Source organism: Pseudomonas sp. B22(2017) (assembly GCF_002113105.1).
GTDB lineage: Bacteria > Pseudomonadota > Gammaproteobacteria > Pseudomonadales > Pseudomonadaceae > Aquipseudomonas > Aquipseudomonas asiatica.
Window position 1 is genome coordinate 245,668 of record NZ_NEJN01000004.1, and the last position, 23,204, is coordinate 268,871.

Below are 23,204 nucleotides of genomic sequence, written 5' to 3' on the forward strand. Positions count from 1 at the left end.
AAAAGCCCGCATCATTGCGGGCTTTTTCGTATCTGCTGTTTTTGTACTGTCTGTGCTGGCCTCTTCGCGGGTAAACCCGCTCCCACAGGTTGGCGCAGGCCCTGTGGAAGCGGGTTTACCCGCGAAGAGGCCAGCCCGGTATCAGGCCCGGCGTTCGTGCATCCGCGCGAGCTGACGCTCCAGCATCGACGGGTAGGGTTCCATCAGGCGCTCCACGCAGCAGGCACCCTCGGGGCTGGCAATCGGGCGAATGCGGGCGCGCTGGCGAATCAGCGTGTCATCGCTGATCTGCCGTTCTACCAGCAACAAGTTGCGACTGTGCTGCGACAGTGCCAGAGCGTCCTGGGCCTTTTCGGCCATCAGCAGGTCTACCAGCTCCAGCCCTTGCAGGTCGTTACCCAGGGCAAGGCCCAGCTGCAGCTGCAGGGTAATGCCGCTGTCCGCTACCTCGATCTGCAGGGCATGGCCCAAGGCGCGCAACAGCTCGCCGCAGCAGATGGCGTTGGTGAGGTAGTCCTCGCCGCAGTCGCGGCTGTGGAACAGCACCAGGGTGCTGCCGTCGTTGAGCGTGTGAGTTTCACCGTCGTAGAGTGAGGCGGCATGCTCCAGGCAATCGCGGTAGCGCTCGGTCAGTTCGGTCAGGCGCGTGCGCGGCAGGCGACGCAGCTGCTCCTGCGAGCCCAGTTGCACGGCAAGCACGGCGCTGTACTGCGGCTCGTCGGATTCGACCACGGCGGCCTTGGGCGCGCTTTCGTCGTCCAGCAGGCCGGCGAAGGCCTCATCGTCATCCTCGTCCGCCTGGGCGGCAAGCTTGGCGCGCGGTGCGACCTTGGCTGCCGGGGCAGCGTCGCGCAGGTCGTCGAACTGCTCGTCGTCTTCTTCTTCGGGCTCCGGCTCAGGTGGCGGGGGCGGAGCCAGGCGCGCGTGCAGCTGGCGGGCGATGTCGCCGATCTCGTCCTGGCGGTCGGTGGCCGGGGTATAGGGTTGCGGGTCGCGCAGCCACACCCGCAGTTGCAGCAGCGGCAGGGTGATGAAGCGGCCCTGGCGCAGGCTCAGGGTCAGCGCCAGCACCAGCAGGATGGCGGCAAGGATGCCCATGCTCTGCAGACTGATCAGCATCGGCTGCTGGAACTGGCTCATGTCCAGGCTGATGCGCAGTTGCCCGGCGGTCACGTCCTGGAAGGTGATCTTGGTCTGGTACAGGCCTTCGGCCTCGCCCAGCAGGCTGTTGCGCGGGCGCTGGCCGGCTTCCGCGAGGATGCGGTTGTCCACGCTGTAGATCGCCGCATGGGCCACCAGTGGGTTTTTCACCAGATTGCCGAGCAGAACGTTGAGGCTGAGGATGTCGTTGGCCACCAGCAACTCGGTCGCCGAGGTGGCGGTCTGGGTGGTCAGGCTCTGGCCCAGGGCATCGGCCTGCTCGTGCATGGCCTGCTTGAACTGCAGGCCCATCACGCAGGCGTAGATCACCAACGCCAGCGCCACCAGGAAAATGTTGGTGCAGGCGATGCGTAGTGCCAGCGGCACGCGACGTTGACTCAGGGCGCGATAGATCATCAGGAAGAAGTTGTCTGCTTTGACGGGCGTGGGCCGGTTCACTGAGCTCGGCTCTTAATGGCATGAAAGTGTGGGGCAGTATAGCGAGCCGGGTTTTGTCGGCAAAGTATCGTTGGCGCCCGACGGTCACGGAAAATCGGTAGAATGCGCATTTTTCATCGAAGTCGGAGCCAGGTTGTGCGCGAAATCGTCCTGATCAACATCACCGGTGAGGACCGTCCCGGTCTCACTGCGGCTATCACCGGCGTCCTGCTGCAGGGCGGTGTGAGCATCCTCGACATTGGCCTGGCAGTCATGCACGGTACCTTGTCGTTCGGCATCCTGGTCGATATCCCGGACAACGAAGTGGCCACCTCCCTGCTGCAGAGCGTGCAGGCCAAGGCCCACGAACTGAACCTGCAGGCCCGCTACACGCCGATTTCCGAGGCGGACTACCAGCACTGGGCCGATGGCCAGGGCGAGGCGCGCCACATCGTCACCTTGCTCAGCCGCAAGATCACTCCAGAGCAACTGCAGCGGGTGAGTGCGGTGATCAGCCGGTACGGCCTGACCATCGAGCGCATCGAGCGCCTGTCGGCCCGTGTGGCGCTGGATGCGGAGACCGACAAGGGCAAGGCGGCCATCGAGATCTCTGTGCGCGGCGTGCCGAGCGATGCCGAGGCTCTGCGTGCCGACTTCTTCGCCCTGGCCGAAGAGCTGAGCATCGACATTGCCTTCCAGAAGGACGACCTGTTCCGCCGCAACCGTCGCCTGGCGGTCTTCGACATGGACTCGACGCTGATCGAAGCCGAGGTCATCGACGAACTGGCAAAGGCCGCTGGCGTGGGTGAGCAGGTTGCCGCCATCACCGAGCGCGCCATGCGCGGCGAGCTGGACTTCCGCGCCAGCTTCAAGGAGCGCATGGCGCTGCTCAAGGGCCTGGATGTGGGCGTGTTGGATGAGATCGGGGCGTCGCTGCGTCTGACTGAAGGTGCCGAGAACCTGTTTGCCGAGCTCAAGCGCCTGGGTTACAAGACCGCGATCCTGTCTGGCGGCTTTACCTACTTTGCCCGCCAGGTGCAGGCGCGCCTGGGTATCGACTATGTATTCGCCAACGAGCTGGAAGTGGTCGATGGCAAGGTGACCGGCGTGGCTGTGGAGCCGATCGTCGATGCCCAGCGCAAGGCCGAGCTGCTGCAGAAGCTGGCCAGCGAAGAAGGCTTGCAGCTGGAGCAGACCATTGCCGTGGGTGACGGTGCCAACGACCTGCCGATGCTGTCGCTGGCCGGCCTGGGTGTGGCGTTTCGTGCCAAGCCGCTGGTACGCCAGTCGGCCAAGCAGGCGATTTCTACCCTGGGATTGGATGGAGTGTTGTATCTGCTGGGCTTGCGCGACCGCGACGCGCGCGGCTGATTTGAGAATCCGGGGCTGCTTCGCAGCCCATCGCGACACAAGGCCGCTCCTACAGGGAATCGCTTATCTCCTGTAGGAGCGGCCTTGTGTCGCGAAAGGGCCGCAAAGCGGCCCCAGGTTCCATCAGGCAATCAAGCCTGCACAGGCGCCGCCAACTGCTGCCCCATGCGCACCGCTGAACCCGCACCCAGGTTCTCCGCCCACTTCACCTGCTCCGGCCCGAACAGCACGATAGCAGTCGACCCCAGCTTGAAGCGGCCCAGTTCGGCACCTTTCTCCAAGTGGATCGGCGCGCGGCTGGCTTCGTCGTAGCGGAAGGTCTTCAGTTCACGCTTGGGTGGCGTCACCAGCCCGGCCCACACGGTTTCGATCGAAGCGACGATCATCGCGCCCACCAGCACCACGGCCATCGGCCCGCGCTCGGTATCGAACAGGCAGACCACGCGCTCGTTGCGGGCGAACAGCTCGGGGACGTTCTCTGCGGTGGTCTGGTTGACCGAGAACAGGCGGCCCGGCACGTAGACCATTTCACGCAGGGTGCCGGCCAGCGGCATGTGCACGCGGTGGTAGTCCTTGGGCGACAGGTAGATGGTGGCGAACTCGCCGCCCATGAACGGCGCGGCCATGGCCGGGTCACCGCCAAGCAGCTCCTGCGCGCTGAAACCGTGGCCCTTGGCCTGGAAGATGCGGCCGTGCTCGATCGGGCCAAGCTGGCTGATGGCACCGTCGGCCGGGCAAAGGATGGCGCCCGGGGTCTCGTCCAGCGGGCGGGCACCCGGCTTAAGGGCGCGGGTGAAGAATGCATTGAAGTGCTCGTAGGCGCTCAGGTCCTCGACCAGCGCTTCGCTCATGTTGACCTGGTAACGCTTGGCGAACCAGGCGGTGAAGGCGTTCTTGAACCAGCGCACGCGGCACTCGGCTATGCAGCCGGCCAGCCGCGACAGCAAGTGGTGCGGCAGCAGGTACTGGCTGATGATGAACAAACGGGATTTCATGCAGGTTCCTTAGACTTCTACAGGCGTGTCCGGGTGGTTGCCCCATTCGCTCCACGAGCCGGCGTAGGCCTTGACGCGCGGGTAGCCAAGGGCCTTGGCCACCAGGTAGGTGAAACCGGAGCGGCGGTGGGTCTGGCAGTGGGTGATCACTTCCTTGTCGGGGGTGATGCCCAGGTTCTTCAGGACTTCGGCGATGTCCTGGCGAATGCGCAGGTGGTCGTTGAGGTCCATGCCGGCGGTCCACTCGAAGTTGATCGCGCCGGGGATGTGGCCGCCCTTGGCTGCCAGTACTTTCTCGCCGCTGAATTCCTGCGGGCCACGGGCGTCCCAGATGACCAGGTCGTCGGCGCCCAGGCGGCTTTGAAGGTACTCGCGGGTGGCGGTTGGCGAAGTGTCGATGCGCAGGTGCACCGGCGCATTGCCGCTGGCGGGCACTTCTGTGGAGAGCTTGTCGGCGGGCCAGGCCTGGATGCCGCCATTGAGATAGTGGTAACGCTTGTGGCCGATCACGTCGAGCAACCAGATGAAACGCCCGGCCCAGCCGCCGCCCTCATCGTCATACACCACATACACGGCATCGTCGCGGTGGCCGAGTTCGCTGAACAGTTTTTCCAGCTCGCCCAGGGCCGGCAGCAGGCCGGGCGCGGGGGGCTGGCCGAGCTGGGTACGCTTGCCTTCGACAAAGCGTGCGCCGGGGATATGCCCGCTGACATAGCGGTTGGCGCTGCTCAGGTCGATCAGGATCAGCTGTGGCGAATCCAGGCGCGGCAGCAGGTCCGCGGCTTCGATCACCAGGGGCAGGCCGGAAAAGTCAGTCATCCACGGTCTCCAGTGTGGAAAGAGGGGCGATTGTAGCGCAAGGCTCAGGCCTTGCGGTTGGCAAACACCGATAGCGCCCGTTCGGTGCACTGTGCGGTCTTGCCGAAGGCTTGCACGCTGATATCGGCCAGCGGCCGGCAGCCTTGGTCAGCCACCATCAGCATCAGCACCTGGTCCGCCACCGCCAGCGAGCGTAGCAGCACGTGCTCGCTGCGGAACAAGGCACGCAGCGGAGCCGGCAGCAGGGCCGAGAGCTGGCTGTGGTTTTCCGGGGTGATACGCAATTGCCCGGCCTTGGCCAGCAGCTTTTGCAGCAGTTTGTTCTGCGCCACCGGCAGTACCAGCGCCCCGGCTTCCTTTGGCAGGCCGGCCATCTGCTGCACGCGCAGCTGGTCGTTGGCCTTGTCCAGGCTCAGCAGCAGGATCCGCTGCATGCCAGAGGCCAGAAGGGCCTCGATAACCTGCGTGGCCAGGTGTACGTTGTTGGTGAACGGGCTGGGCTGGGCCAGAAGGTCCTGGCACAGCTTGCGCCAGCGCGTCAGTTCGTCGCTGGTGGGCGGTGGCGGAGCCAGCATGTCTGGGTGCGGACGGCGCTGGTGCCAGGGCCAGATCAGCGCTTCGGCCGGGTGGAACAAGGCATGCTGGGCATGGCGGCGGGCGCTGGCCGCAGCCTGCTGGTGCACCTGCTGCTGCACGTCGTCCAGCGAGGTCTGCAGGTACAGTGCGGTCAGCAGCTGCCAGCGCAACAGGTGCGGGTTGTCCCAGCCCACTTGTGCCGCCAGGGCCAGGTTGTTGGCCAGCAGCACGGTGTTGGCCGGCTGGTTGAACCAGCGGCGCAGGCCAGGCTCGGCGTCCAGGCGGTGTTGCTGGCTGAGCAGGTCCGGATCGCGGGCGATACTGAGCACCTGGGCCAGTTGTTCGCGCTCTTCCAGCAGCAGGCGGTAACCCTGGGTCACCCATTGTGGCAGTCGCCAGTACTCCGCCATGGTCTGGCACAGCTCCATGATGCGCACGCCAAAGAGTTCTTCCTCGACATGGGCGGCGTCTTCGCCCTTGTGGATAACCCGCAGCTCCCAGGTATCGAGCAGCTTGGGGTAGGCCAGCGCCAGCGGCCAGAGTGGCGACAGGAACAACAGGCTGCCCCAGTGGATTTCCTGCCACAGCCGTGCCAGGCGGCTTGCGAACAGGCCGCTGGCCTGCTGCGAGGCGTGCTGGCTGATCAGCTGGAACTGGCACAGTACCGGCGGGATCTCTTCGACGGGCACTGCTGGCAGGCGCTTGAGCAGCTGTTCGCTGCGCTCCAGGCCCAGGCGGTTGAGGGCGACTTCCAGGCTTTCGGCGGGCTCTGCCAGGCTGGCATTGGTGGGGTGATTGGCTTCGCGCATCACCGACAGCACCAGCGCCGGGCTATCCTGCATCAGTTCGGCGATATCGCGCAGTGAACGGCGGCTATCGTGGATGGCGGCCATGACCCGGTCGTAGCTGTGCTTCGGCACGGGGATGCGAACACTCTCGAGCAGCTTTACCCAGGCCTCTAGCGTACGTGGAGCCTGAGCGGGCACCTTGGTTTCAATTGGCATTTTGACATCAGTCCGAACTGGCTTTTCGCATTGAGTGGCTATAGTCTGGCGCAGTTCTGCCGATAAGTAGAAGAAGAGTTTTAAAGCTCCCGTCTCTTCCCCTGACCACGACAGCAAGTGCTTTGAACCTATGGCTAAAATTATCGGCATCATCGTCGTATTCGCGAGCGTGCTCGGCGGATACGTGCTTTCCCACGGCAAGATCGCGGCACTGATCCAGCCGTTCGAAGTACTGATCATCGGCGGTGCGGCCTTTGGTGCATTCCTGCAGGCCAACCCTGGCCACATGACCATGCACGTCATCAAGAAGTCGATGAAGATGTTCGGCTCACGCTTCACTCATGCCTTCTACCTGGAAGTGCTGGGCCTGGTGTACGAGATTCTCAACAAGAGCCGGCGCGAAGGCATGATGGCCATCGAGGCCGATATCGAGGATGCCGCCGCCAGCCCGATCTTCGCCAAGTACCCGACGGTGCTGGCAGATGAACGCATGACCGCATTCGTCTGCGACTACCTGCGCATCATGTCCACCGGCAACATGGCCCCGCACGAACTCGAGGGCCTGTTCGACATGGAACTGCTGAGCATGAAGGAAGAACTGGAGCACCCGTCCCATGCGGTGACCGGCATCGCCGACGGCATGCCCGGCTTCGGTATCGTTGCGGCGGTACTGGGTATCGTGGTGACCATGGCCTCGCTCGGCGATGGTGATCAGGCCTCCATCGGCCTCCATGTGGGTGCGGCGCTGGTGGGTACCTTCTTCGGTATTCTGGCGGCCTACGGCTTCTTCGGCCCGTTGGCCAAGTGCCTGGAGCACGATGCCAAGGAAGAGCTGAACCTCTACGAATCGATCAAGGCCTCGCTGGTGGCCTCGGCCTCGGGCATGCCGCCTTCGCTGGCGGTCGAGTTCGGGCGCAAAGTGCTGTACCCCAAGCACCGCCCAAGCTTCGCCGAACTGGAACAAGCGGTTCGCGGTCGCTGAGTCATGGAGAACAATCAGCCCATCATCGTCAAGCGCGTCAAGCGCTTTGGCGGCGGCCACCACGGCGGCGCCTGGAAAATCGCCTTCGCCGACTTCGCCACGGCGATGATGGCGTTCTTCCTGGTGCTGTGGCTGTTGTCCACGGCCACCCCGGAACAGAAGATCGCCATTGCCGGCTACTTCAAGGACCCGATCGGCTTCTCGGAAAGCGGAACGCCCTACGTCATCGACCTGGGCGGCTCGCCTCAGCTGGCGCCGGAAAAGACCATCAACCCCGAAGCCAAGTCGGAGCCGACGCCTGATACCAGCATTCAGCTGGACAAGGACCAGGTGGAGACCATGGCCGAGCAGGTCGAGCGTGAGCGCCTGGAGTTGCTGCTGCAGGAACTGCAGAACAAGGTGGAAGAGAACCCGCAACTGCAGAAGTTCAAGGACCAGATCCTGTTCGAGATCACCCAGGACGGCCTGCGCATCCAGATCATGGACGCCGAGAACCGGCCGATGTTCGACATTGGCAGCGCGCGCCTGCAGCCGTACTTCGAGGACATCCTGCTGGCGATGGCCGACACCATCAAGGCGGTGCCGAACAAGATCAGCATCAGTGGCCACACCGACGCCAAGCCCTATGCCGGCAGTGGCGAGTTCGGCAACTGGGAATTGTCGGCCAACCGCGCCAACGCCGCGCGCCGTGCACTGGTGGCCGGCGGCTACCCGGATGGCCAGGTGGCGCGGGTGGTGGGTTATGCCTCGTCGTCGCTGTTCGACCGCAAGGACCCGTTCAACCCGGTCAACCGCCGCATCGACATCATCGTGCTGACCAAAAAGGCCCAGCGCAATATCGAAGGCGAGCAGGGCGCGCCGGAAGCACCGGCTGCCGAGCCCGCGCCGCCGGCCGCTGCGGCACCGGCTGTGCCTGGGGAGGCCGGGCAGGCCCCCATGCAGCCGCGTGAATTGCGCCAGAAGCTGAACATCTTCGAAGAGGGGACGCTGAAGATGGATGAGGCCAAGGACCAGTAAACCTTGCAGGATCGCGCTGTAGCTGAAGCCAGCGCGTACCCTGTGGGAGCGGGCTTGCCCGCGAACACGGGCGAAGCCCGTGCCAACCACCGAGGTGCCTGCTTCGCGGGCACGCCCGCTCCCACAGGATTGGCGTAGCCCTCGAGTCTTGTGCAGAACCTGGGGTGCAAGCGGTCAGTAAGCGTCTTCCGGCAAACTGGCAATGATCGAGCGGTAGCTGTTCATCCGTTGCTGCTTGATACGCCCCTCGTCCAGCGCCTTGAGCAGCGCGCAGCCCGGTTCGCGATCATGCTTGCAGTCGCGGAAGCGGCAGGTGCCGAACAGGTCGCGGAACTCGATGAAACCATCCTCCACATCACTGCGGCTGACGTGACCCAGGCCGAACTCGCGGATGCCCGGTGAGTCGATCAGGTCGCCACCATTAGGGAAGTGGTACAGCCGCGCGGTGGTGGTGGTGTGGGTACCCTGGCCAGACCATTCCGACAGGTCGCCGACACGGGTGCCGGCCTCCGGCAGCAGGCTGTTGACCAGCGACGACTTGCCCACCCCCGACTGGCCGACGAACACGCTGATGTGGCCGTCGAGCATCTGCTGCAGGCGTTGCATGCCGTCACCGTGATGTGCCGAGACCTCGAGCAGCGGGTAGCCGAGCTCGCGGTAAACCTCCAGCAGCGCATGCAGGCCCGGGCCGTTCTCTTCGTTGATCAGGTCGGCCTTGTTCAGCAGCAGCAGCGGGCGAATGCCGGCGTGCTCCGCGGCCACCAGGTAACGGTCGATCAGGTTGGGGTGTGGTTCGGGCGCGGGGGCAAAGACGATCACGATCAGGTCGACGTTGGCCGCCACCGGCTTCAGCTGGCCGTGGTTGTTAGGCCGGCACAGCTCGGTGCTGCGCGGCATCTGCGCGACGATCACGCCAATTCCCTGGTTGCCCGCCCGCCATACCACGCGGTCGCCGGTAACCAGCGCCGGCAGGTTGGCGCGCAAGTGGCAACGGAACACCTGGCCCGCGGCTTCGCCGTCCTGGGCTTCCACTTCTACCTGCACACCGAAGTGCGCAATCACCAGGCCCAACTGCTCTGGCCCAAGGTCGCCACCCTCCAGTTCCTGCAGCACGTGCTGTTCGCGTTTGGCCGCACGCGCGGCGCGCTCGTTCTGGATTTTTTCGATGCGCCAGTTCTGGCGGCGATTGAGCTGGCGTTTGGCCATGAAGGTTCCGTGCGTGGGGGCAGGTTGAAAACGGCAGGCAGTTTAGCACGCCAGGCGCCGGACCATTTGGCTTACCTTCGCACCGTGAATGGGCGTGCCTTGGCCACTACGCTACTATGACGGCCTATACGAGGAGCCCCCGCATGCAAAGCCCACAGAACCTGATCTGGATCGACCTGGAAATGACCGGCCTGGATCCGGACAGCGACGTCATCATCGAGATGGCCACCATCGTCACTGATAGCGAACTGAACACCCTGGCCGAAGGGCCGGTGATTGCCATCCACCACAGTGACGAAGTGCTGGCGCGCATGGACGAGTGGAACACCCGCACCCATGGCGCTTCGGGCCTGACCCAGCGCGTTCGCGAGAGCAAGGTCGGCATGGCCGAAGCCGAGGCGCAGACCATTGCCTTCCTCGAGCAGTGGGTACCGAAAGGCAAGTCCCCGATCTGTGGCAACAGCATCTGCCAGGACCGCCGCTTCCTCTACCGGCACATGCGCAACCTGGAAAACTACTTCCACTACCGCAACCTGGATGTTTCGACCCTGAAGGAACTGGCTGCACGCTGGGCACCTGATGTGCGCGACAGCTTCAAGAAGGGCAACACCCACCTGGCGCTGGACGACATCCGCGAATCGATCGCCGAACTGCGCCACTATCGCGAGCACTTCATCAAGGTGTGAGCCGAAAAGGCGCAGATATTGTATCTGCGCCCTCTTTTGGTGCCATGGGCAACTGGTTAGACTGCGCGCCTTTCTCGCACGCCCGCACGGACCCCGCACCATGTTGTTGATGCTCTACCTCATCGCCATCACCGCCGAAGCCATGACCGGCGCGTTGTCTGCAGGCCGCCGCGGCATGGACTGGTTCGGCGTGGTGCTGATTGCCTGCGTCACCGCCCTGGGTGGCGGCTCGGTGCGTGACGTGCTTCTCGGGCATTACCCGCTGACCTGGGTGAAGCATCCTGAATATCTGGTGCTGACCAGCTGTGCGGCGCTGCTGACCATTTTCATCGCGCCGATGATGCGCCGCCTGCGCTCGCTGTTCCTGGTGCTCGATGCCCTGGGGCTGGTGGCCTTTACCCTGATCGGCTGCATGACCGCGCTGGAGATGGGGCAGGGCATGCTGGTGGCGTCGATCAGCGGGGTGATCACCGGGGTATTTGGCGGGATCTTGCGGGATATCTTCTGCAACGATATTCCCTTGGTGTTCCGCCGCGAGCTGTACGCCAGTGTGTCGTTTGCCGCGGCGTGGTTCTACCTGGGGTGCGTGTATTTCAAGGTGCCGGCGGAGCAGGCGATGCTGCTGACCTTGTTTGGCGGGTTCCTGGTGCGGCTGCTGGCGATTCGGTTCCATTGGGAAATGCCCAAGTTCCACTACAACGACCAGCAGTAGCCTTGACATGCGCCCCCTGTGGGAGCGGCTTTAGCCGCGAACACCGGCGTAGCCGGTGCCATGCACCGCGTTGGATTCTTCGCGGCTAAAGCCGCTCCCACAGGGTACGAGGATCGCTTGCGAATTCAGTTATCTGTGCGATAACGCAGCCCAAAGGGCTGGGCAATCTACCTCAGGGGGGCTACGAAATGCCGTGCTGCGCCAGCGCCCACTCCACATGCTCCCTCACCAGCTCAGAGGCATCCTCGCGCCGCGCCTTCAGCGCTTCGATCACCGGGATAGTCGATGGCGCATTGCCAAGCCCAACCGCCAGGTTGCGCAACCAGCGCTCATACCCGGCCCGGCGCAATGGCCCGCCTTCGGTCTTGCGCAGGAAGGTCTTTTCATCCCACAGGAACATCTCCGCCAGCTCGGCATTCTCCAGCCCGTGCCGTGGCTGGAAGTCCTGTTCCTGGCTGTGCCTGGCAAAGCGGTTCCACGGGCAGACGATCTGGCAGTCATCGCAACCGAACACCCGGTTGCCCATCTTCGAACGCAACTCGACGGGGATCGGCCCCCGCAATTCGATGGTCAGGTAGGAGATGCAGCGCCGTGCATCCAGCACATACGGCCCGACGAAGGCCTGGGTCGGGCAGATGTCCAGGCAGGCCTGGCAGCGCCCGCAGTGTTCGCTCGTGGTGGCTTCGTCCACCGGCAGCGGCAGGTCGACGAAAAGCTCGGCGAGGAAGAAGTAGCTGCCCGCCTTGCGGTTGAGCAGCAGGGTGTTCTTGCCGATCCAGCCCAGCCCGGCCTGCTCGGCCAGGGCCTTTTCCAGCACCGGAGCGCTGTCGACGAAGGCGCGGTAGCCGAACGGGCCGATGGCTTCCTGAATGCGATCGGCCAGGAACTGCACGCGCTTGCGCACCAGCTTGTGGTAATCCCGGCCCAGGGCGTAGCGCGATACGTAGGCTTTTTCGGGCTGTGCCAGGCGCTGCGCCATCTGTGTGTCGCCCGGCAGGTAGTCCATGCGCAGCGATACCACGCGTACCGTGCCAGGGATCAGTTGCTCTGGGTGTGCACGCTTGCTGCCGTGGGCACCCAGGTAATCCATCTCGCCCTGGTAGCCGGCGTCGAGCCAGCGCTGCAAGTGGTGTTCGTGTTCGCCAAGGTCTACCCCGGCGATGCCAACATGGGCAAAACCGAGTTCTTGGCCCCAAATCTTGATGGATTGGGCCAGTTGGGCGAGGTCAGGCGTACAGGCGGACATGGATGGGCAAGGCAATACGGGCTCAGGTGCGTATAATTCTGCCAGACATTGGAGCCTTTGACCCCATGCCGCAGACCAAACACCCCAGCCATACCCCTCAATTGCTCAGCAGCGTGACTGTCGCGCACCTGCCGGCACGGCATGCGCATGCCCATAAAGGCGACTTCGGCCATGTACTGGTGGTCGGTGGCGACCTCGGTACCGGCGGCGCGGTGCTGCTCAGCGCCGAGGCCGCCCTGCGCTGTGGCGCGGGGCTGGTCAGCGTGGCGACCCGGCCTGAACACGTGACTGCCAGCCTGGCGCGCCTGCCCGAGGTCATGTGCCTGGGCGCCACTTCGGCCAACCAGCTGATGGGCGTGCTGGAGCGCGCTTCGGTGCTGGTGGTCGGCCCTGGCCTGGGCCAGGCAGCCTGGGGCCGCAGCCTGTTGTCGGCGGTGGCCAATGCCGAGCGCCCACAGGTGTGGGACGCCGATGCCCTGAACTTGCTGGCGCGCACCCCGCTGGCCCTGCCCAGTGGCAGCATCCTTACCCCGCACCCCGGGGAGGCGGCGCGGCTGCTGGGCATTTCCACCGAGGCTGTGCAGGCGGACCGCCCGGGTGCCGCACGCAAGCTGGCGCGCCGTTACAACAGCGTCTGCGTGCTCAAGGGGGCCGGCACTCTGGTAGCCGACCCGGCCGGGCAACTGCTGTTGTGCGAACGTGGCCACCCGGCCATGGCCGGTGCCGGCCTGGGCGATGTGCTGACCGGCGTGCTGGCGGCGCTGTTGGCCCAAGGCCTGGATGCCTGGCACGCCGCGGGGCTGGGGGTATGGCTGCACGCCTGTGCCGGCGAGCGTCTGGGCGTAAAAGGTAGAGGCCTGGCTGCCAGCGATCTGGCACCGGTCATTCGTGAGTTGTTGGAGGAGCATTCAGCGTGTCTGGCTTAAACCTGTTTCTGGCCGATGAAGCGGCCACGGTCAAATTCGGCGCACAACTGGCCGAGGTGACCGGCGGTCACGGCGTGATTTTTCTGGAAGGTGACCTGGGCGCGGGCAAAACCACGCTGTCGCGTGGCCTGATTCGTGGCCTGGGCCATACTGGTGCAGTGAAAAGTCCGACCTTCACCGTAGTCGAGCCTTACGAGATCGGTGAGGTGCGGGCGTTCCATTTCGACCTGTATCGCCTGGTCGATCCGGAAGAGCTGGAGTTCATGGGCATTCGTGACTATTTCGAGGGCGACCCGCTGTGCCTGTTCGAGTGGCCACAAAAGGGTGCGGGCGTTTTGCCAAAGCCCGACCTGACCATTACCATAAGCCCCCAAGCGGGCGGACGCTCGCTGAACCTTTCGCCGCAGGGGGCTCGCGGCGAGGCCTGGTGCGTGGCACTGGCCGAACACTATAAACAGTAAGTGGGGTAGGTATGCGCATACGCGCACTGGTCGCCATCGTTGGGCTGCTGCTGACAACGGTGACCGTTGACGCTCTGGCCGTCACTCAAGTCAAGAGCATGCGCCTGTGGCGCGCGCCGGACAACACGCGGCTGGTCTTCGACCTGTCTGGCCCCGTGCAGCACAGCGTCTTCACCCTGAGCGCACCTGATCGCCTGGTTATCGACATCAATGGCGCGACCTTGGCCGCGCCACTGAACGTGGCTACCTCCAATACGCCGATCAGCAGCGTGCGTTCGGCTCAGCGCACCCCGACAGACCTGCGCGTGGTGGTCGACCTGAAAAAGTCGGTCACCCCAAAAAGCTTCACCCTGGCGCCCAATGCCCAGTACGGCAACCGCCTGGTGGTCGACCTGTACGATCAGGAGGCTGACGCCATCGCGGCCAGCGCGCCGACTCCGGCCCCGACTCCGGCACCAACGCCTGCAACCACGCCAGCAGTACCGGTGAGCCCGGCCCAGCCTGCCATCAAGCTGCCGCCGGTTCCCAACGGCAAGCGTGACATCGTGGTTGCCATCGACGCCGGTCACGGCGGCGAAGACCCGGGCGCATCCGGCTCGCGTGGCCAGCATGAAAAAGACATCGTGCTGCAGATCGCCAAGGAACTGCAGCGCCAGATCAACAGCGAAAAAGGCTTCCGGGCCGAGCTGACCCGTACCGGCGACTACTTCATCCCACTGCGCAAGCGCACGGAAATCGCCCGCAAGAAGGGCGCCGACCTGTTCATCTCGATCCATGCCGACGCCGCGCCATCCCGCGCCGCCTTTGGCGCCTCGGTGTTCGCCCTGTCCGACCGCGGCGCTACCTCCGAGACCGCGCGCTGGCTGGCCGACACGGAAAACCGTTCCGACCTGATCGGTGGTGCCGGTAACGTCAGCCTCGACGACAAGGACCGCATGCTGGCCGGCGTGCTGCTCGACCTGTCGATGACCGCCACGCTCAGCTCCAGCCTCAATGTCGGGCAGAAGGTGCTGGGCAACATGGGCCGCATTACCTCCCTGCACAAGCAGCGGGTGGAACAGGCCGGTTTCATGGTGCTGAAGTCGCCGGATATTCCGTCGATCCTCGTTGAAACCGGGTTCATCTCGAACAACAACGAAGCCGCCAAGCTGGCCACCGCCAGCCATCAGCAGGCCTTGGCCCGTTCGATCCACACTGGTGTGCGCCAGTATTTCCAGCAGAACCCGCCGCCGGGCACCTACATCGCCTGGCTGCGCGACACCGGCAAGATCGCCGCTGGCCCGCGTGAGCACACGGTACGCCCTGGCGAGACCCTGGCGATGCTTGCCGTGCGCTACCAGGTCAGCGTGACCAGCCTGCGCAGCACCAACAGCCTCAAGACCGATGAACTGAAGGTCGGCCAGCGCCTCGATATCCCCGCTACCACGTTGGCCTCGCAATGACTGGCGGTTCGCGCATCCAGCTGCTTAGCCCGCGGCTGGCCAACCAGATTGCCGCCGGCGAGGTTGTCGAGCGGCCGGCCTCTGTCGCCAAAGAGTTGCTGGAGAACAGCCTGGACTCCGGCGCCCGGCGTATCGACGTGGAAGTTGAGCAGGGCGGCGTCAAGCTGCTGCGGGTGCGTGACGATGGCAGCGGCATTTCCGCCGACGACCTGCCGCTGGCCCTGGCCCGTCACGCCACCAGCAAGATCCGCGAGCTGGAAGACCTGGAAGGGGTATTGAGCCTGGGCTTCCGTGGTGAGGCCCTGGCCTCGATCAGCTCGGTGGCGCGCCTGACCCTTACCTCGCGTACCGCCAGCGCTACCGAGGCCTGGCAGGTGGAAACCGAAGGCCGCGACATGACCCCGCGGGTGCAGCCGGCGGCGCACCCGGTGGGTACTTCGGTGGAAGTGCGCGACCTGTTCTTCAATACCCCGGCCCGGCGCAAGTTCCTCAAGGCCGAGAAAACCGAATTCGATCACCTGCAGGAAGTGATACGGCGCCTGGCGCTGGCGCGCTTCGATGTCGGCTTCCACCTGCGCCACAACGGCAAGAGCATCCTCAGCCTGCACGAGGCCCACGATGAAACCGCCCGTGCGCGGCGGGTGGGCGCCATCTGCGGCCCGGGCTTCATGGAGCAGGCGCTGCCGATCGACGTGGAACGCAACGGCCTTCGCCTTTGGGGCTGGGTCGGCCTGCCGACGTTCTCGCGCAGCCAGGCAGACCTGCAGTATTTCTTCGTCAACGGCCGTGCGGTGCGCGACAAGCTGGTCGCCCACGCCGTGCGCCAGGCTTACCGCGACGTGCTGTTCAATGGTCGGCACCCGACCTTTGTGCTGTTCCTGGAGCTGGAGCCCAACGGCGTCGACGTCAACGTGCACCCGACCAAGCACGAAGTGCGTTTCCGCGAGGGGCGCTCGGTGCACGACTTCTTGTATGGCACCCTGCATCGCGCCCTGGCCGATGTGCGCCCGGAAGACCAGTTGGCGGCGCCAGTTGCCGTACCCGAAGTGGTCCGCCCCACGGGCCCGCAGGCCGGTGAGTTCGGCCCCCAGGGCGAAATGCGCCTGGCCTCGCCGGTGCTCGAGCAGCCGCGTGGCCCGCAGCAGTCATTCTCCGGCGGTGGTAGTGGTGCGGGTTACCAGTACCAGTACACGCCGCGCCCCTCGCAGCCGCTGCCGGCCGCCGAGGCACAGGCGGTGTATCGCGAATTTTACAAACCGCTGGATGACGGCGCGGTGCCGACGACGCTGCCTGAAAGCCAGGGCGATGTTCCACCGCTGGGCTACGCGTTGGCGCAGCTCAAGGGTATCTACATCCTGGCCGAGAATGCCATTGGCCTGGTGCTGGTAGACATGCACGCCGCTCACGAGCGCATCATGTACGAGCGCCTCAAGGTGGCCATGGCCAGCGAAGGCCTCAGCGGCCAGCCGCTGCTGGTGCCCGAGACCCTGGCCCTGAGCCAGCGTGAAGCAGACTGCGCCGAAGAGCACGCGCAGTGGTTCCAACGGCTGGGTTTCGAACTGCAGCGTCTGGGCCCCGAGACCTTGGCTATCCGCCAGATCCCGGCTTTGCTCAAGCAGGCCGAGGCCAACCGCCTGGTGCAGGATGTACTCGCCGACCTGATGGAATACGGCACCAGCGACCGTATCCAGGCGCACCTCAACGAGCTGCTCGGTACCATGGCCTGTCACGGTGCCGTGCGCGCCAACCGGCGCCTGGCGATCCCCGAGATGAACGCCCTGCTGCGTGACATGGAAAACACCGAGCGCAGCGGCCAGTGCAACCATGGTCGCCCCACCTGGACCCAGATGGGCCTGGACGACCTGGACAAACTCTTCCTGCGCGGTCGATGAAATGAGCGGCAAGCCCCCTGCAATATTCCTGATGGGCCCGACGGCGGCCGGCAAGACCGACCTGGCCATCGAGCTGACCAAAGTACTGCCGTGCGAGCTGATCAGCGTCGATTCGGCGCTGGTCTACCGCGGCATGGACATCGGTTCGGCCAAGCCCTCCAAAGAAATCCTCGCCGCCCACCCGCACCGGCTGATCGACATTCGCGACCCGGCCGAAAGCTATTCGGCTGCGCAGTTCCGTGCCGATGCCCTGGAAGCCATGGCCGAGATCACCGCACGCGGCAAGATCCCGTTGCTGGTGGGCGGCACCATGCTCTATTACAAGGCGTTGATCGATGGCCTGGCCGATATGCCGGCGGCCGATGCCGCGGTGCGTGCCGAGCTGGAAGCCCAGGCCGAAGCGCTGGGGCTGGCCGAGTTGCACCGCCAGTTGGCCGAGGTTGACCCTGAGTCGGCGGCGCGTATCCACCCCAACGACCCGCAGCGATTGATCAGGGCGTTGGAGGTTTACCGGGTGAGTGGCGAGAGCATGACGGCACATCGACAGCGTCAATTCGCGGAAAGTCGCGGCGCAGACGCAGGCGCTGGCGGACATTTGCCCTATACTGTCGCGAGTTTGGCGATTGCTCCTACAGATCGTCACATTTTGCATCAGCGAATTGCGTTACGATTTTCACAGATGCTGGAACAGGGCTTCGTCGACGAGGTCCGATCGCTGCGAGCCAGAAGTGACTTGCACGCCGGGCTGCCGTCTATACGGGCAGTGGGGTATCGGCAGGTCTGGGATTACCTGGACGGCAAGCTGACTGAGAATGAGATGCGTGAACGCGGTATCATTGCCACCAGGCAGCTGGCCAAGCGGCAGTTCACCTGGTTGCGTGGCTGGCCTGAAGTACACTGGCTTGACAGCCTGGCCTGCGACAATCTGTCCCGCACCTTGAAATACCTTGGGGCCATCTCCATATTGAGCTGAGTCCCTGCTGATTGCCGTCTATTCTTGCGAAGGGACGGCCTAATTTATCGATTTTCTTGATTTTCTATTATTGATCCTTACAGGAGTGCGGCATATGTCAAAAGGGCATTCGCTACAAGACCCTTACTTGAACACCTTGAGAAAAGAAAAGGTCCCGGTATCCATCTATCTGGTCAACGGCATCAAACTGCAGGGTTCGATCGAGTCCTTCGACCAGTTCGTGGTACTGCTGAAGAACACCGTCAGCCAGATGGTCTACAAGCACGCCATCTCGACCGTGGTTCCTGCCCGTCCGGTTCGCCTGCCAAGCCCGTCCGATTCCGAACACGGCGACAGCGAGCCAGGCAACGCCTGATAGGAGCCTGCATTGTTCTTTGAGCGCCACGGTGGTGGTGAGCGGGCGTTGCTCGTTCACTTGGAAGGTCAGAACCCTGAGGCGCGCGAAGACCCGCAGGAGTTTCAGGAACTGGCATTGTCGGCCGGTGCCGACATCGTCTCGCTGGTCACGGTGGCAAGGCATCAGCCTTCCGCCAAATACCTGATTGGCAGTGGCAAGGTCGAAGAGTTGCACGACCTGGTCCATGCCGAGCAGGTAGACCTGGTGATTTTCAATCACACCCTCACGCCCAGTCAGGAGCGCAACCTCGAGCGTGTGTTCGAGTGTCGTGTGCTCGACCGCACCGGGTTGATCCTCGATATCTTCGCCCAACGGGCGCGTACCCATGAAGGCAAGCTGCAGGTCGAACTGGCCCAGCTCGAGCACATGAGCACGCGGCTGGTGCGCGGCTGGACCCACCTTGAGCGACAGAAGGGTGGTATCGGCCTGCGCGGCCCGGGTGAAACCCAGCTGGAAACCGACCGCCGCCTGTTGCGGGTGCGCATTCGCCAGATCAAGTCACGCCTGGAGAAGGTGCGCAGCCAGCGCGAGCAGGCACGCCGCGGGCGCAAGCGTGCGGACATTCCGTCGGTATCGCTGGTGGGTTATACCAACGCCGGCAAGTCTACGCTGTTCAACGCCCTGACAGAATCCGAGGTGTATGCCGCGGACCAGCTGTTCGCCACCCTCGACCCGACCCTGCGCCGGCTCGAGCTGAACGACCTGGGGCCGATCGTGCTGGCCGACACCGTGGGCTTCATTCGCCACCTGCCGCACAAGCTGGTAGAGGCATTTCGGGCTACGCTCGAAGAGTCGAGCAACTCCGACTTGTTGCTGCATGTGATCGACGCCCATGAGCCGGAGCGCATGGAGCAGATCGAGCAGGTGCTGGCGGTGTTGGGCGAGATTGGTGCCGAAGGGTTGCCGATCCTCGAGGTGTATAACAAACTCGACTTGCTCGAAGATGTCGAGCCGCAGATCCAGCGCAATGCCGATGGCAAGCCGGAACGGGTCTGGGTATCGGCACGCGATGGGCGTGGCCTGGAGCTGGTCGGCCAGGCGATTGCCGAGTTGCTGGGGGATGATCTGTTTGTCGGTACCCTGTGTCTGGAGCAGCGTTTTGCCCGCTTGCGCGCGCAATTCTTTGCCTTGGGTGCCGTGCAGAGTGAAGAGCATGATGAAGAAGGGCGCAGCCTGCTGAGCGTGCGACTGCCCATGGTCGAACTGAATCGCCTGGTCAGCCGCGAAGGCATGGAGCCGCAAGTGTTTGTCGAGCAACACACTTTGCAATAAATGCTCGTCGAGGTCGCCGGGCAGCAGTGACAGGCATTCTGTAGCATTGGACGGCGCGCCGTGGGCGCGTCTTTGCTTTATCAGATGGAGAGCGCTATGGCTTGGAACGAGCCGGGTGGCAACTCGAACAATCAGGATCCCTGGGGCGGTCGCCGGAATGGCGGTGGCGGCGGTGGTGACAAGAAAGGTCCACCGGACCTGGACGAGGCCTTCCGCAAATTGCAGGACAGCCTGAACGGCATGTTCGGCAGTGGCAAGAAACGTGGCGGCGGTGGCCGCAATGTCGGCAAGGGCGGTGGCCTGGGCCTGCTGGGCATCGGCCTGGCGGTGCTGGCTGCTATCTGGCTGTACAGCGCCGTGTACGTGGTCGACGAGCAGGAGCAGGCCGTGGTGCTGCGCTTCGGCAAGTACTATGAGACGGTCGGCCCCGGCCTGAACATCTACTTCCCGCCGATCGATCGCAAGTACATGGAGAACGTCACGCGCGAGCGTGCCTATACCAAGCAGGGCCAGATGCTGACCGAAGACGAGAACATCGTCGAGGTACCGCTGACCGTCCAGTACAAGATCAGCAACCTGCAGGACTTCGTGCTCAACGTCGACCAGCCTGAGGTCAGCCTGCAGCACGCGACCGAGAGTGCCCTGCGCCATGTGGTGGGCTCCACCTCGATGGACCAGGTGCTGACCGAAGGTCGTGAGCAGATGGCCGTGGATATCCGCGAGCGCCTGCAGCGTTTCCTCGACACCTACCGTACCGGTATCACTGTCACCCAGGTCAACGTACAGAGCGCGGCTGCCCCGCGTGAAGTGCAGGAAGCCTTCGACGACGTGATCCGAGCCCGTGAAGACGAGCAGCGTGCCCGCAACCAGGCCGAGTCCTACGCCAATGGCGTGGTGCCGGAAGCCCGTGGTCAGGCCCAGCGCATCATCGAGGACGCCAACGGTTACCGCGACGAAGTCATTGCCCGCGCCAAGGGTGAGGCCGACCGCTTCACCAAGCTGGTCGCCGAGTACCGCAAGGCACCTGACGTGACCCGTCAGCGCCTGTACCTGGAGACCATGCAAGAGGTCTACAGCAATTCGAGCAAGGTCATGGTGGCAACCAAGGACGGGCAGAACAACCTGCTCTACCTGCCGCTGGACAAGATGGTCGAAGGCAGCCGCAACCCGTCCGCGCCGACCACCAGCGTGTCGCCATCGGTCAACGATGCGGCCGCCCGTGCGGCGCAGGACCTGCAACAGCAACAGCAGCCGCTGCGCACTAGGGAGAGCCGCTGATGAGCAACAGATCGCTGATCGCCCTGATCGCCGCCGTGGTCCTGGCCATCGTGGCCTGGAACAGCTTCTACATCGTGTCCCAGACCGAGCGTGCGGTATTGCTGCGCTTCGGTAAGGTAGTCCAGGCGGACGTACAGCCGGGCATGCACGTGAAGATTCCGTACGTGAACCAGGTGCGCAAGTTCGACGCCCGCCTGATGACCCTCGACGCCCCGACCCAGCGGTTCCTGACTCTGGAGAAGAAAGCGGTGATGGTCGACGCCTACGCCAAGTGGCGCGTCAAGGACGCCGAACGTTTCTACACCGCCACATCCGGCATGAAACAGATCGCCGACGAGCGTCTGTCGCGTCGTCTGGAAAGCGGCCTGCGTGACCAGTTCGGTAAACGTACCCTGCACGAAGTGGTTTCCGGTGAACGTGACGCGCTGATGGCTGACATCACTGCTTCGCTGAACCGCATGGCCGCGAAGGAGCTGGGTATCGAGGTGGTCGACGTGCGCGTCAAGGCCATCGACCTGCCGAAGGAAGTTAACCGCAGCGTGTTCGACCGCATGAGCACCGAGCGTGAACGTGAAGCCCGTGAGCACCGCGCCAAGGGTAACGAGCTTGCTGAAGGTATCCGTGCCGATGCCGATCGTCAGCGCCGCGTACTGCTGGCTGAGGCCTATCGCGAAGCAGAGGAAACCCGCGGTGACGGCGACGCCCAGGCGGCCGCCATCTACGCCAAGGCCTACACTCAGGACCCTGATTTCTACGCGTTCTACCGTAGCCTGCAGGCGTACCGCGAGAGCTTCTCGAGCAAGAGCGACGTGCTGGTCTTGGATCCGAAGAACGAGTTCTTCCGCTTCCTGGACAAGAGCAGGCCGTGATGCTCAGGCCCTGATTTTCATGCGGCGGCTCCCCGCCTGGCAGCTAAAACGCCAGGCGGGGTGCATCCTGAATGAAAAGGGGTGTATGATGAGGCAGCCGGGAAATTTCCCGGCTTTTTTGCGTCTGCAAGGTTGATTGGCAAACCGCCAGTTGGCGGATTGGTCAGGTCGCAAGGCAATTCGAGGGTGTCGGGTACGGTGGCTGCGCTGGGATCAGTGCTGCCCGCTGCTGTGCGCGATACCGGCTTTACTGACGGCTCGCCTGCTTGGCAAGCCGCCCGGACCAGAGGGGAAATGGCGTAATGGCAACGGTAGACCGCTGGCTGCTGCCAGATGGCATCGAGGAAGTACTGCCACCTGAGGCCGCGCGCATCGAGATCGCGCGCCGCCAGGTGTTGGACCTGTTCCAGAGTTGGGGCTACGAGCTGGTCGTCACCCCGCATATCGAGTACCTGGAGTCGCTGCTCACCGGCGCCGGCCAGGACCTGGATCAGCGCACCTTCAAGGTAGTAGACCCGCAGTCCGGTCGCCTGATGGGCTTCCGCGCCGACTTCACCCCGCAGGTGGCGCGCATTGACGCCCACACCCTGCGCCGTGAAGGCCCGAGCCGCCTGTGCTATGCCGGCAGCGTGCTGCACGCCCAGCCGCGTGCCCTGTCCACCTCGCGTAGCCCGATCCAGCTGGGTGCCGAGCTGTACGGCGACGCCAGCCCCACCAGCGATGTCGAAGTCATCAGCCTGATGCTCGCCACGCTGCAGCTGACCGATGTGCCAGATGTGCACATGGACCTGGGCCACGTCGGTATCTACCGCGGCCTGGCCCGTGCTGCCGGCCTGTCCGGCGCGGTCGAGCAGCAGCTGTTCGACGCCCTGCAGCGCAAGGCCGTGGATGAGGTTCAGGTGCTGACCGCCGACCTGCCGAAGGACCTGGGCAACATGCTGCGCGCGCTGGTGGAACTGTGCGGTGGCCGCGAAGTGCTGGCCGAAGCCCGCGTGCGCCTGGGCCGAGCCCCGGCCAGCGTGCTGGCGGCGCTGGACGACCTGCTGGCGATCGCCGATCGCCTGGCGTCGCGCTTCCCGGACCTGCCGCTGTACTTCGACCTCGGCGAGCTGCGCGGTTACCACTATCACACAGGCGTGGTGTTCGCCGTGTTCGTGCCGGGCGAAGGCCAATCGATCGCCCAGGGCGGGCGCTATGACGACATCGGCGCCGATTTCGGCCGGGCCCGCCCGGCCACCGGTTTCTCCACGGATTTGAAGACCCTGGTCACACTGGGGCGAGCGGAGGTCGTATTGCCAACTGGCGGCATCTGGATGCCGGACAGTGGCGACGCGGCCCTCTGGCAGCAAGTCTGCCAGTTGCGCAACGAGGGCCAGCGTGTGGTCCAGGCCCTGCCTGGCCAGCCGTTGAGTGCTGCTCTCGAGGCGGATTGTGATCGGCAATTGATTCAGCAAGACGGGCGCTGGCAGGTTCTGCCGCTGGCCCAGTGAGTTTCTGCGCCG

Annotated in this window: 21 protein-coding genes; 15 read left to right on the forward strand and 6 right to left on the reverse strand. The window is 64.3% G+C overall.

From position 1 onward, the window contains the following. Positions 1-141: 141 nt before the first annotated feature. Complete coding sequence (locus CAG18_RS11465) at positions 142-1,599, reverse strand: AhpA/YtjB family protein (protein ID WP_085720913.1); 1,458 nt, start codon at positions 1,597-1,599, stop codon at positions 142-144. 135 nt (positions 1,600-1,734) lie between these two features. Here CAG18_RS11465 and serB point away from each other — a divergent pair, with 135 nt between their 5' ends. After that, the gene (gene serB / locus CAG18_RS11470) at positions 1,735-2,949 is read left to right on the forward strand and encodes a phosphoserine phosphatase SerB (protein ID WP_015272016.1); all 1,215 of its coding nucleotides are present in this window, start codon (positions 1,735-1,737) and stop codon (positions 2,947-2,949) included. Positions 2,950-3,080: 131 nt separating this feature from the next. Here serB and asd read toward each other — a convergent pair whose 3' ends face one another. From asd to CAG18_RS11485, 3 genes are read right to left on the reverse strand one after another with little or no spacing between them, the layout of a single operon-like run. Next, the gene (asd, locus tag CAG18_RS27290; RefSeq protein WP_085720914.1) at positions 3,081-3,944 is read right to left on the reverse strand and encodes an archaetidylserine decarboxylase; all 864 of its coding nucleotides are present in this window, start codon (positions 3,942-3,944) and stop codon (positions 3,081-3,083) included. Between the two features lie 9 nt (positions 3,945-3,953). Next, positions 3,954-4,763: a rhodanese-like domain-containing protein gene (locus tag CAG18_RS27295; RefSeq protein ID WP_013974448.1), complete on the reverse strand. Its 810-nt coding sequence runs from the start codon at positions 4,761-4,763 to the stop codon at positions 3,954-3,956. Positions 4,764-4,807: 44 nt separating this feature from the next. Continuing rightward, on the reverse strand, positions 4,808-6,343 hold the full coding sequence (locus CAG18_RS11485) for an HDOD domain-containing protein (RefSeq protein WP_085720915.1): 1,536 nt from the start codon (positions 6,341-6,343) through the stop codon (positions 4,808-4,810). 130 nt (positions 6,344-6,473) lie between these two features. Between CAG18_RS11485 and motA the strand changes: the two genes are divergently transcribed. Beyond that, on the forward strand, positions 6,474-7,325 hold the full coding sequence (gene motA, locus CAG18_RS11490) for a flagellar motor stator protein MotA (protein WP_015272014.1): 852 nt from the start codon (positions 6,474-6,476) through the stop codon (positions 7,323-7,325). 3 nt (positions 7,326-7,328) lie between these two features. Beyond that, the gene (gene motB / locus CAG18_RS11495; protein WP_015272013.1) at positions 7,329-8,342 is read left to right on the forward strand and encodes a flagellar motor protein MotB; all 1,014 of its coding nucleotides are present in this window, start codon (positions 7,329-7,331) and stop codon (positions 8,340-8,342) included. 174 nt (positions 8,343-8,516) lie between these two features. Here the strand turns inward: motB and rsgA are convergent, their stop codons facing one another. Continuing rightward, entirely contained in the window at positions 8,517-9,548 is a 1,032-nt protein-coding gene (gene rsgA, locus CAG18_RS11500) for a small ribosomal subunit biogenesis GTPase RsgA (protein ID WP_013974444.1), read from the reverse strand. A 143-nt stretch (positions 9,549-9,691) separates the two neighbouring features. Between rsgA and orn the strand changes: the two genes are divergently transcribed. Together orn and CAG18_RS11510 are read left to right on the forward strand one after the other, a co-directional pair. Continuing rightward, a complete protein-coding gene (gene orn, locus CAG18_RS11505; protein WP_085720916.1) occupies positions 9,692-10,234 on the forward strand; it encodes an oligoribonuclease in 543 nt (180 codons plus the stop codon). A gap of 100 nt (positions 10,235-10,334) precedes the next feature. Continuing rightward, a complete protein-coding gene (locus CAG18_RS11510) occupies positions 10,335-10,946 on the forward strand; it encodes a trimeric intracellular cation channel family protein (protein WP_013974442.1) in 612 nt (203 codons plus the stop codon). Positions 10,947-11,127: 181 nt separating this feature from the next. On the opposite strand, the gene queG is transcribed toward CAG18_RS11510, so the two are convergent. Further along, positions 11,128-12,192: a tRNA epoxyqueuosine(34) reductase QueG gene (gene queG, locus CAG18_RS11515; protein WP_085720917.1), complete on the reverse strand. Its 1,065-nt coding sequence runs from the start codon at positions 12,190-12,192 to the stop codon at positions 11,128-11,130. 65 nt (positions 12,193-12,257) lie between these two features. On the opposite strand from queG, the gene CAG18_RS11520 reads away from it, so the two are divergent. The 10 genes from CAG18_RS11520 to CAG18_RS11565 all read left to right on the forward strand — a co-directional run bounded on the left by CAG18_RS11520 (position 12,258) and on the right by CAG18_RS11565 (position 23,192). Then, on the forward strand, positions 12,258-13,118 hold the full coding sequence (locus CAG18_RS11520) for an NAD(P)H-hydrate dehydratase (protein ID WP_039612441.1): 861 nt from the start codon (positions 12,258-12,260) through the stop codon (positions 13,116-13,118). A gap of 2 nt (positions 13,119-13,120) precedes the next feature. After that, on the forward strand, positions 13,121-13,579 hold the full coding sequence (tsaE, locus tag CAG18_RS11525; RefSeq protein WP_206695211.1) for a tRNA (adenosine(37)-N6)-threonylcarbamoyltransferase complex ATPase subunit type 1 TsaE: 459 nt from the start codon (positions 13,121-13,123) through the stop codon (positions 13,577-13,579). An 11-nt stretch (positions 13,580-13,590) separates the two neighbouring features. After that, positions 13,591-15,021: an N-acetylmuramoyl-L-alanine amidase gene (locus tag CAG18_RS11530; RefSeq protein ID WP_085720918.1), complete on the forward strand. Its 1,431-nt coding sequence runs from the start codon at positions 13,591-13,593 to the stop codon at positions 15,019-15,021. Next, positions 15,018-16,913: a DNA mismatch repair endonuclease MutL gene (gene mutL / locus CAG18_RS11535; protein ID WP_085720919.1), complete on the forward strand. Its 1,896-nt coding sequence runs from the start codon at positions 15,018-15,020 to the stop codon at positions 16,911-16,913. Before CAG18_RS11530 ends, mutL begins: the two co-directional genes overlap by 4 nt. 1 nt (position 16,914) lies before the next feature. Beyond that, positions 16,915-17,886, forward strand: a complete 972-nt coding sequence (miaA, locus tag CAG18_RS11540; protein ID WP_013974436.1) for a tRNA (adenosine(37)-N6)-dimethylallyltransferase MiaA — start codon at positions 16,915-16,917, stop codon at positions 17,884-17,886. Between the two features lie 94 nt (positions 17,887-17,980). Continuing rightward, a complete protein-coding gene (gene hfq, locus CAG18_RS11545) occupies positions 17,981-18,241 on the forward strand; it encodes an RNA chaperone Hfq (RefSeq protein WP_003258160.1) in 261 nt (86 codons plus the stop codon). 12 nt (positions 18,242-18,253) lie between these two features. After that, on the forward strand, positions 18,254-19,555 hold the full coding sequence (gene hflX / locus CAG18_RS11550) for a ribosome rescue GTPase HflX (protein ID WP_015272005.1): 1,302 nt from the start codon (positions 18,254-18,256) through the stop codon (positions 19,553-19,555). A gap of 96 nt (positions 19,556-19,651) precedes the next feature. Further along, positions 19,652-20,833 carry an FtsH protease activity modulator HflK gene (gene hflK, locus CAG18_RS11555; RefSeq protein WP_024087812.1) on the forward strand — a complete coding sequence of 394 codons (1,182 nt, stop codon included), beginning with the start codon at positions 19,652-19,654 and terminating at the stop codon, positions 20,831-20,833. Continuing rightward, positions 20,833-21,702, forward strand: coding sequence for a protease modulator HflC (gene hflC, locus CAG18_RS11560; protein WP_063911924.1), 870 nt, complete (start codon positions 20,833-20,835; stop codon positions 21,700-21,702). Before hflK ends, hflC begins: the two co-directional genes overlap by 1 nt. 302 nt (positions 21,703-22,004) lie before the next feature. Then, entirely contained in the window at positions 22,005-23,192 is a 1,188-nt protein-coding gene (locus CAG18_RS11565) for an ATP phosphoribosyltransferase regulatory subunit (protein ID WP_013974431.1), read from the forward strand. Positions 23,193-23,204: the final 12 nt, after the last annotated feature.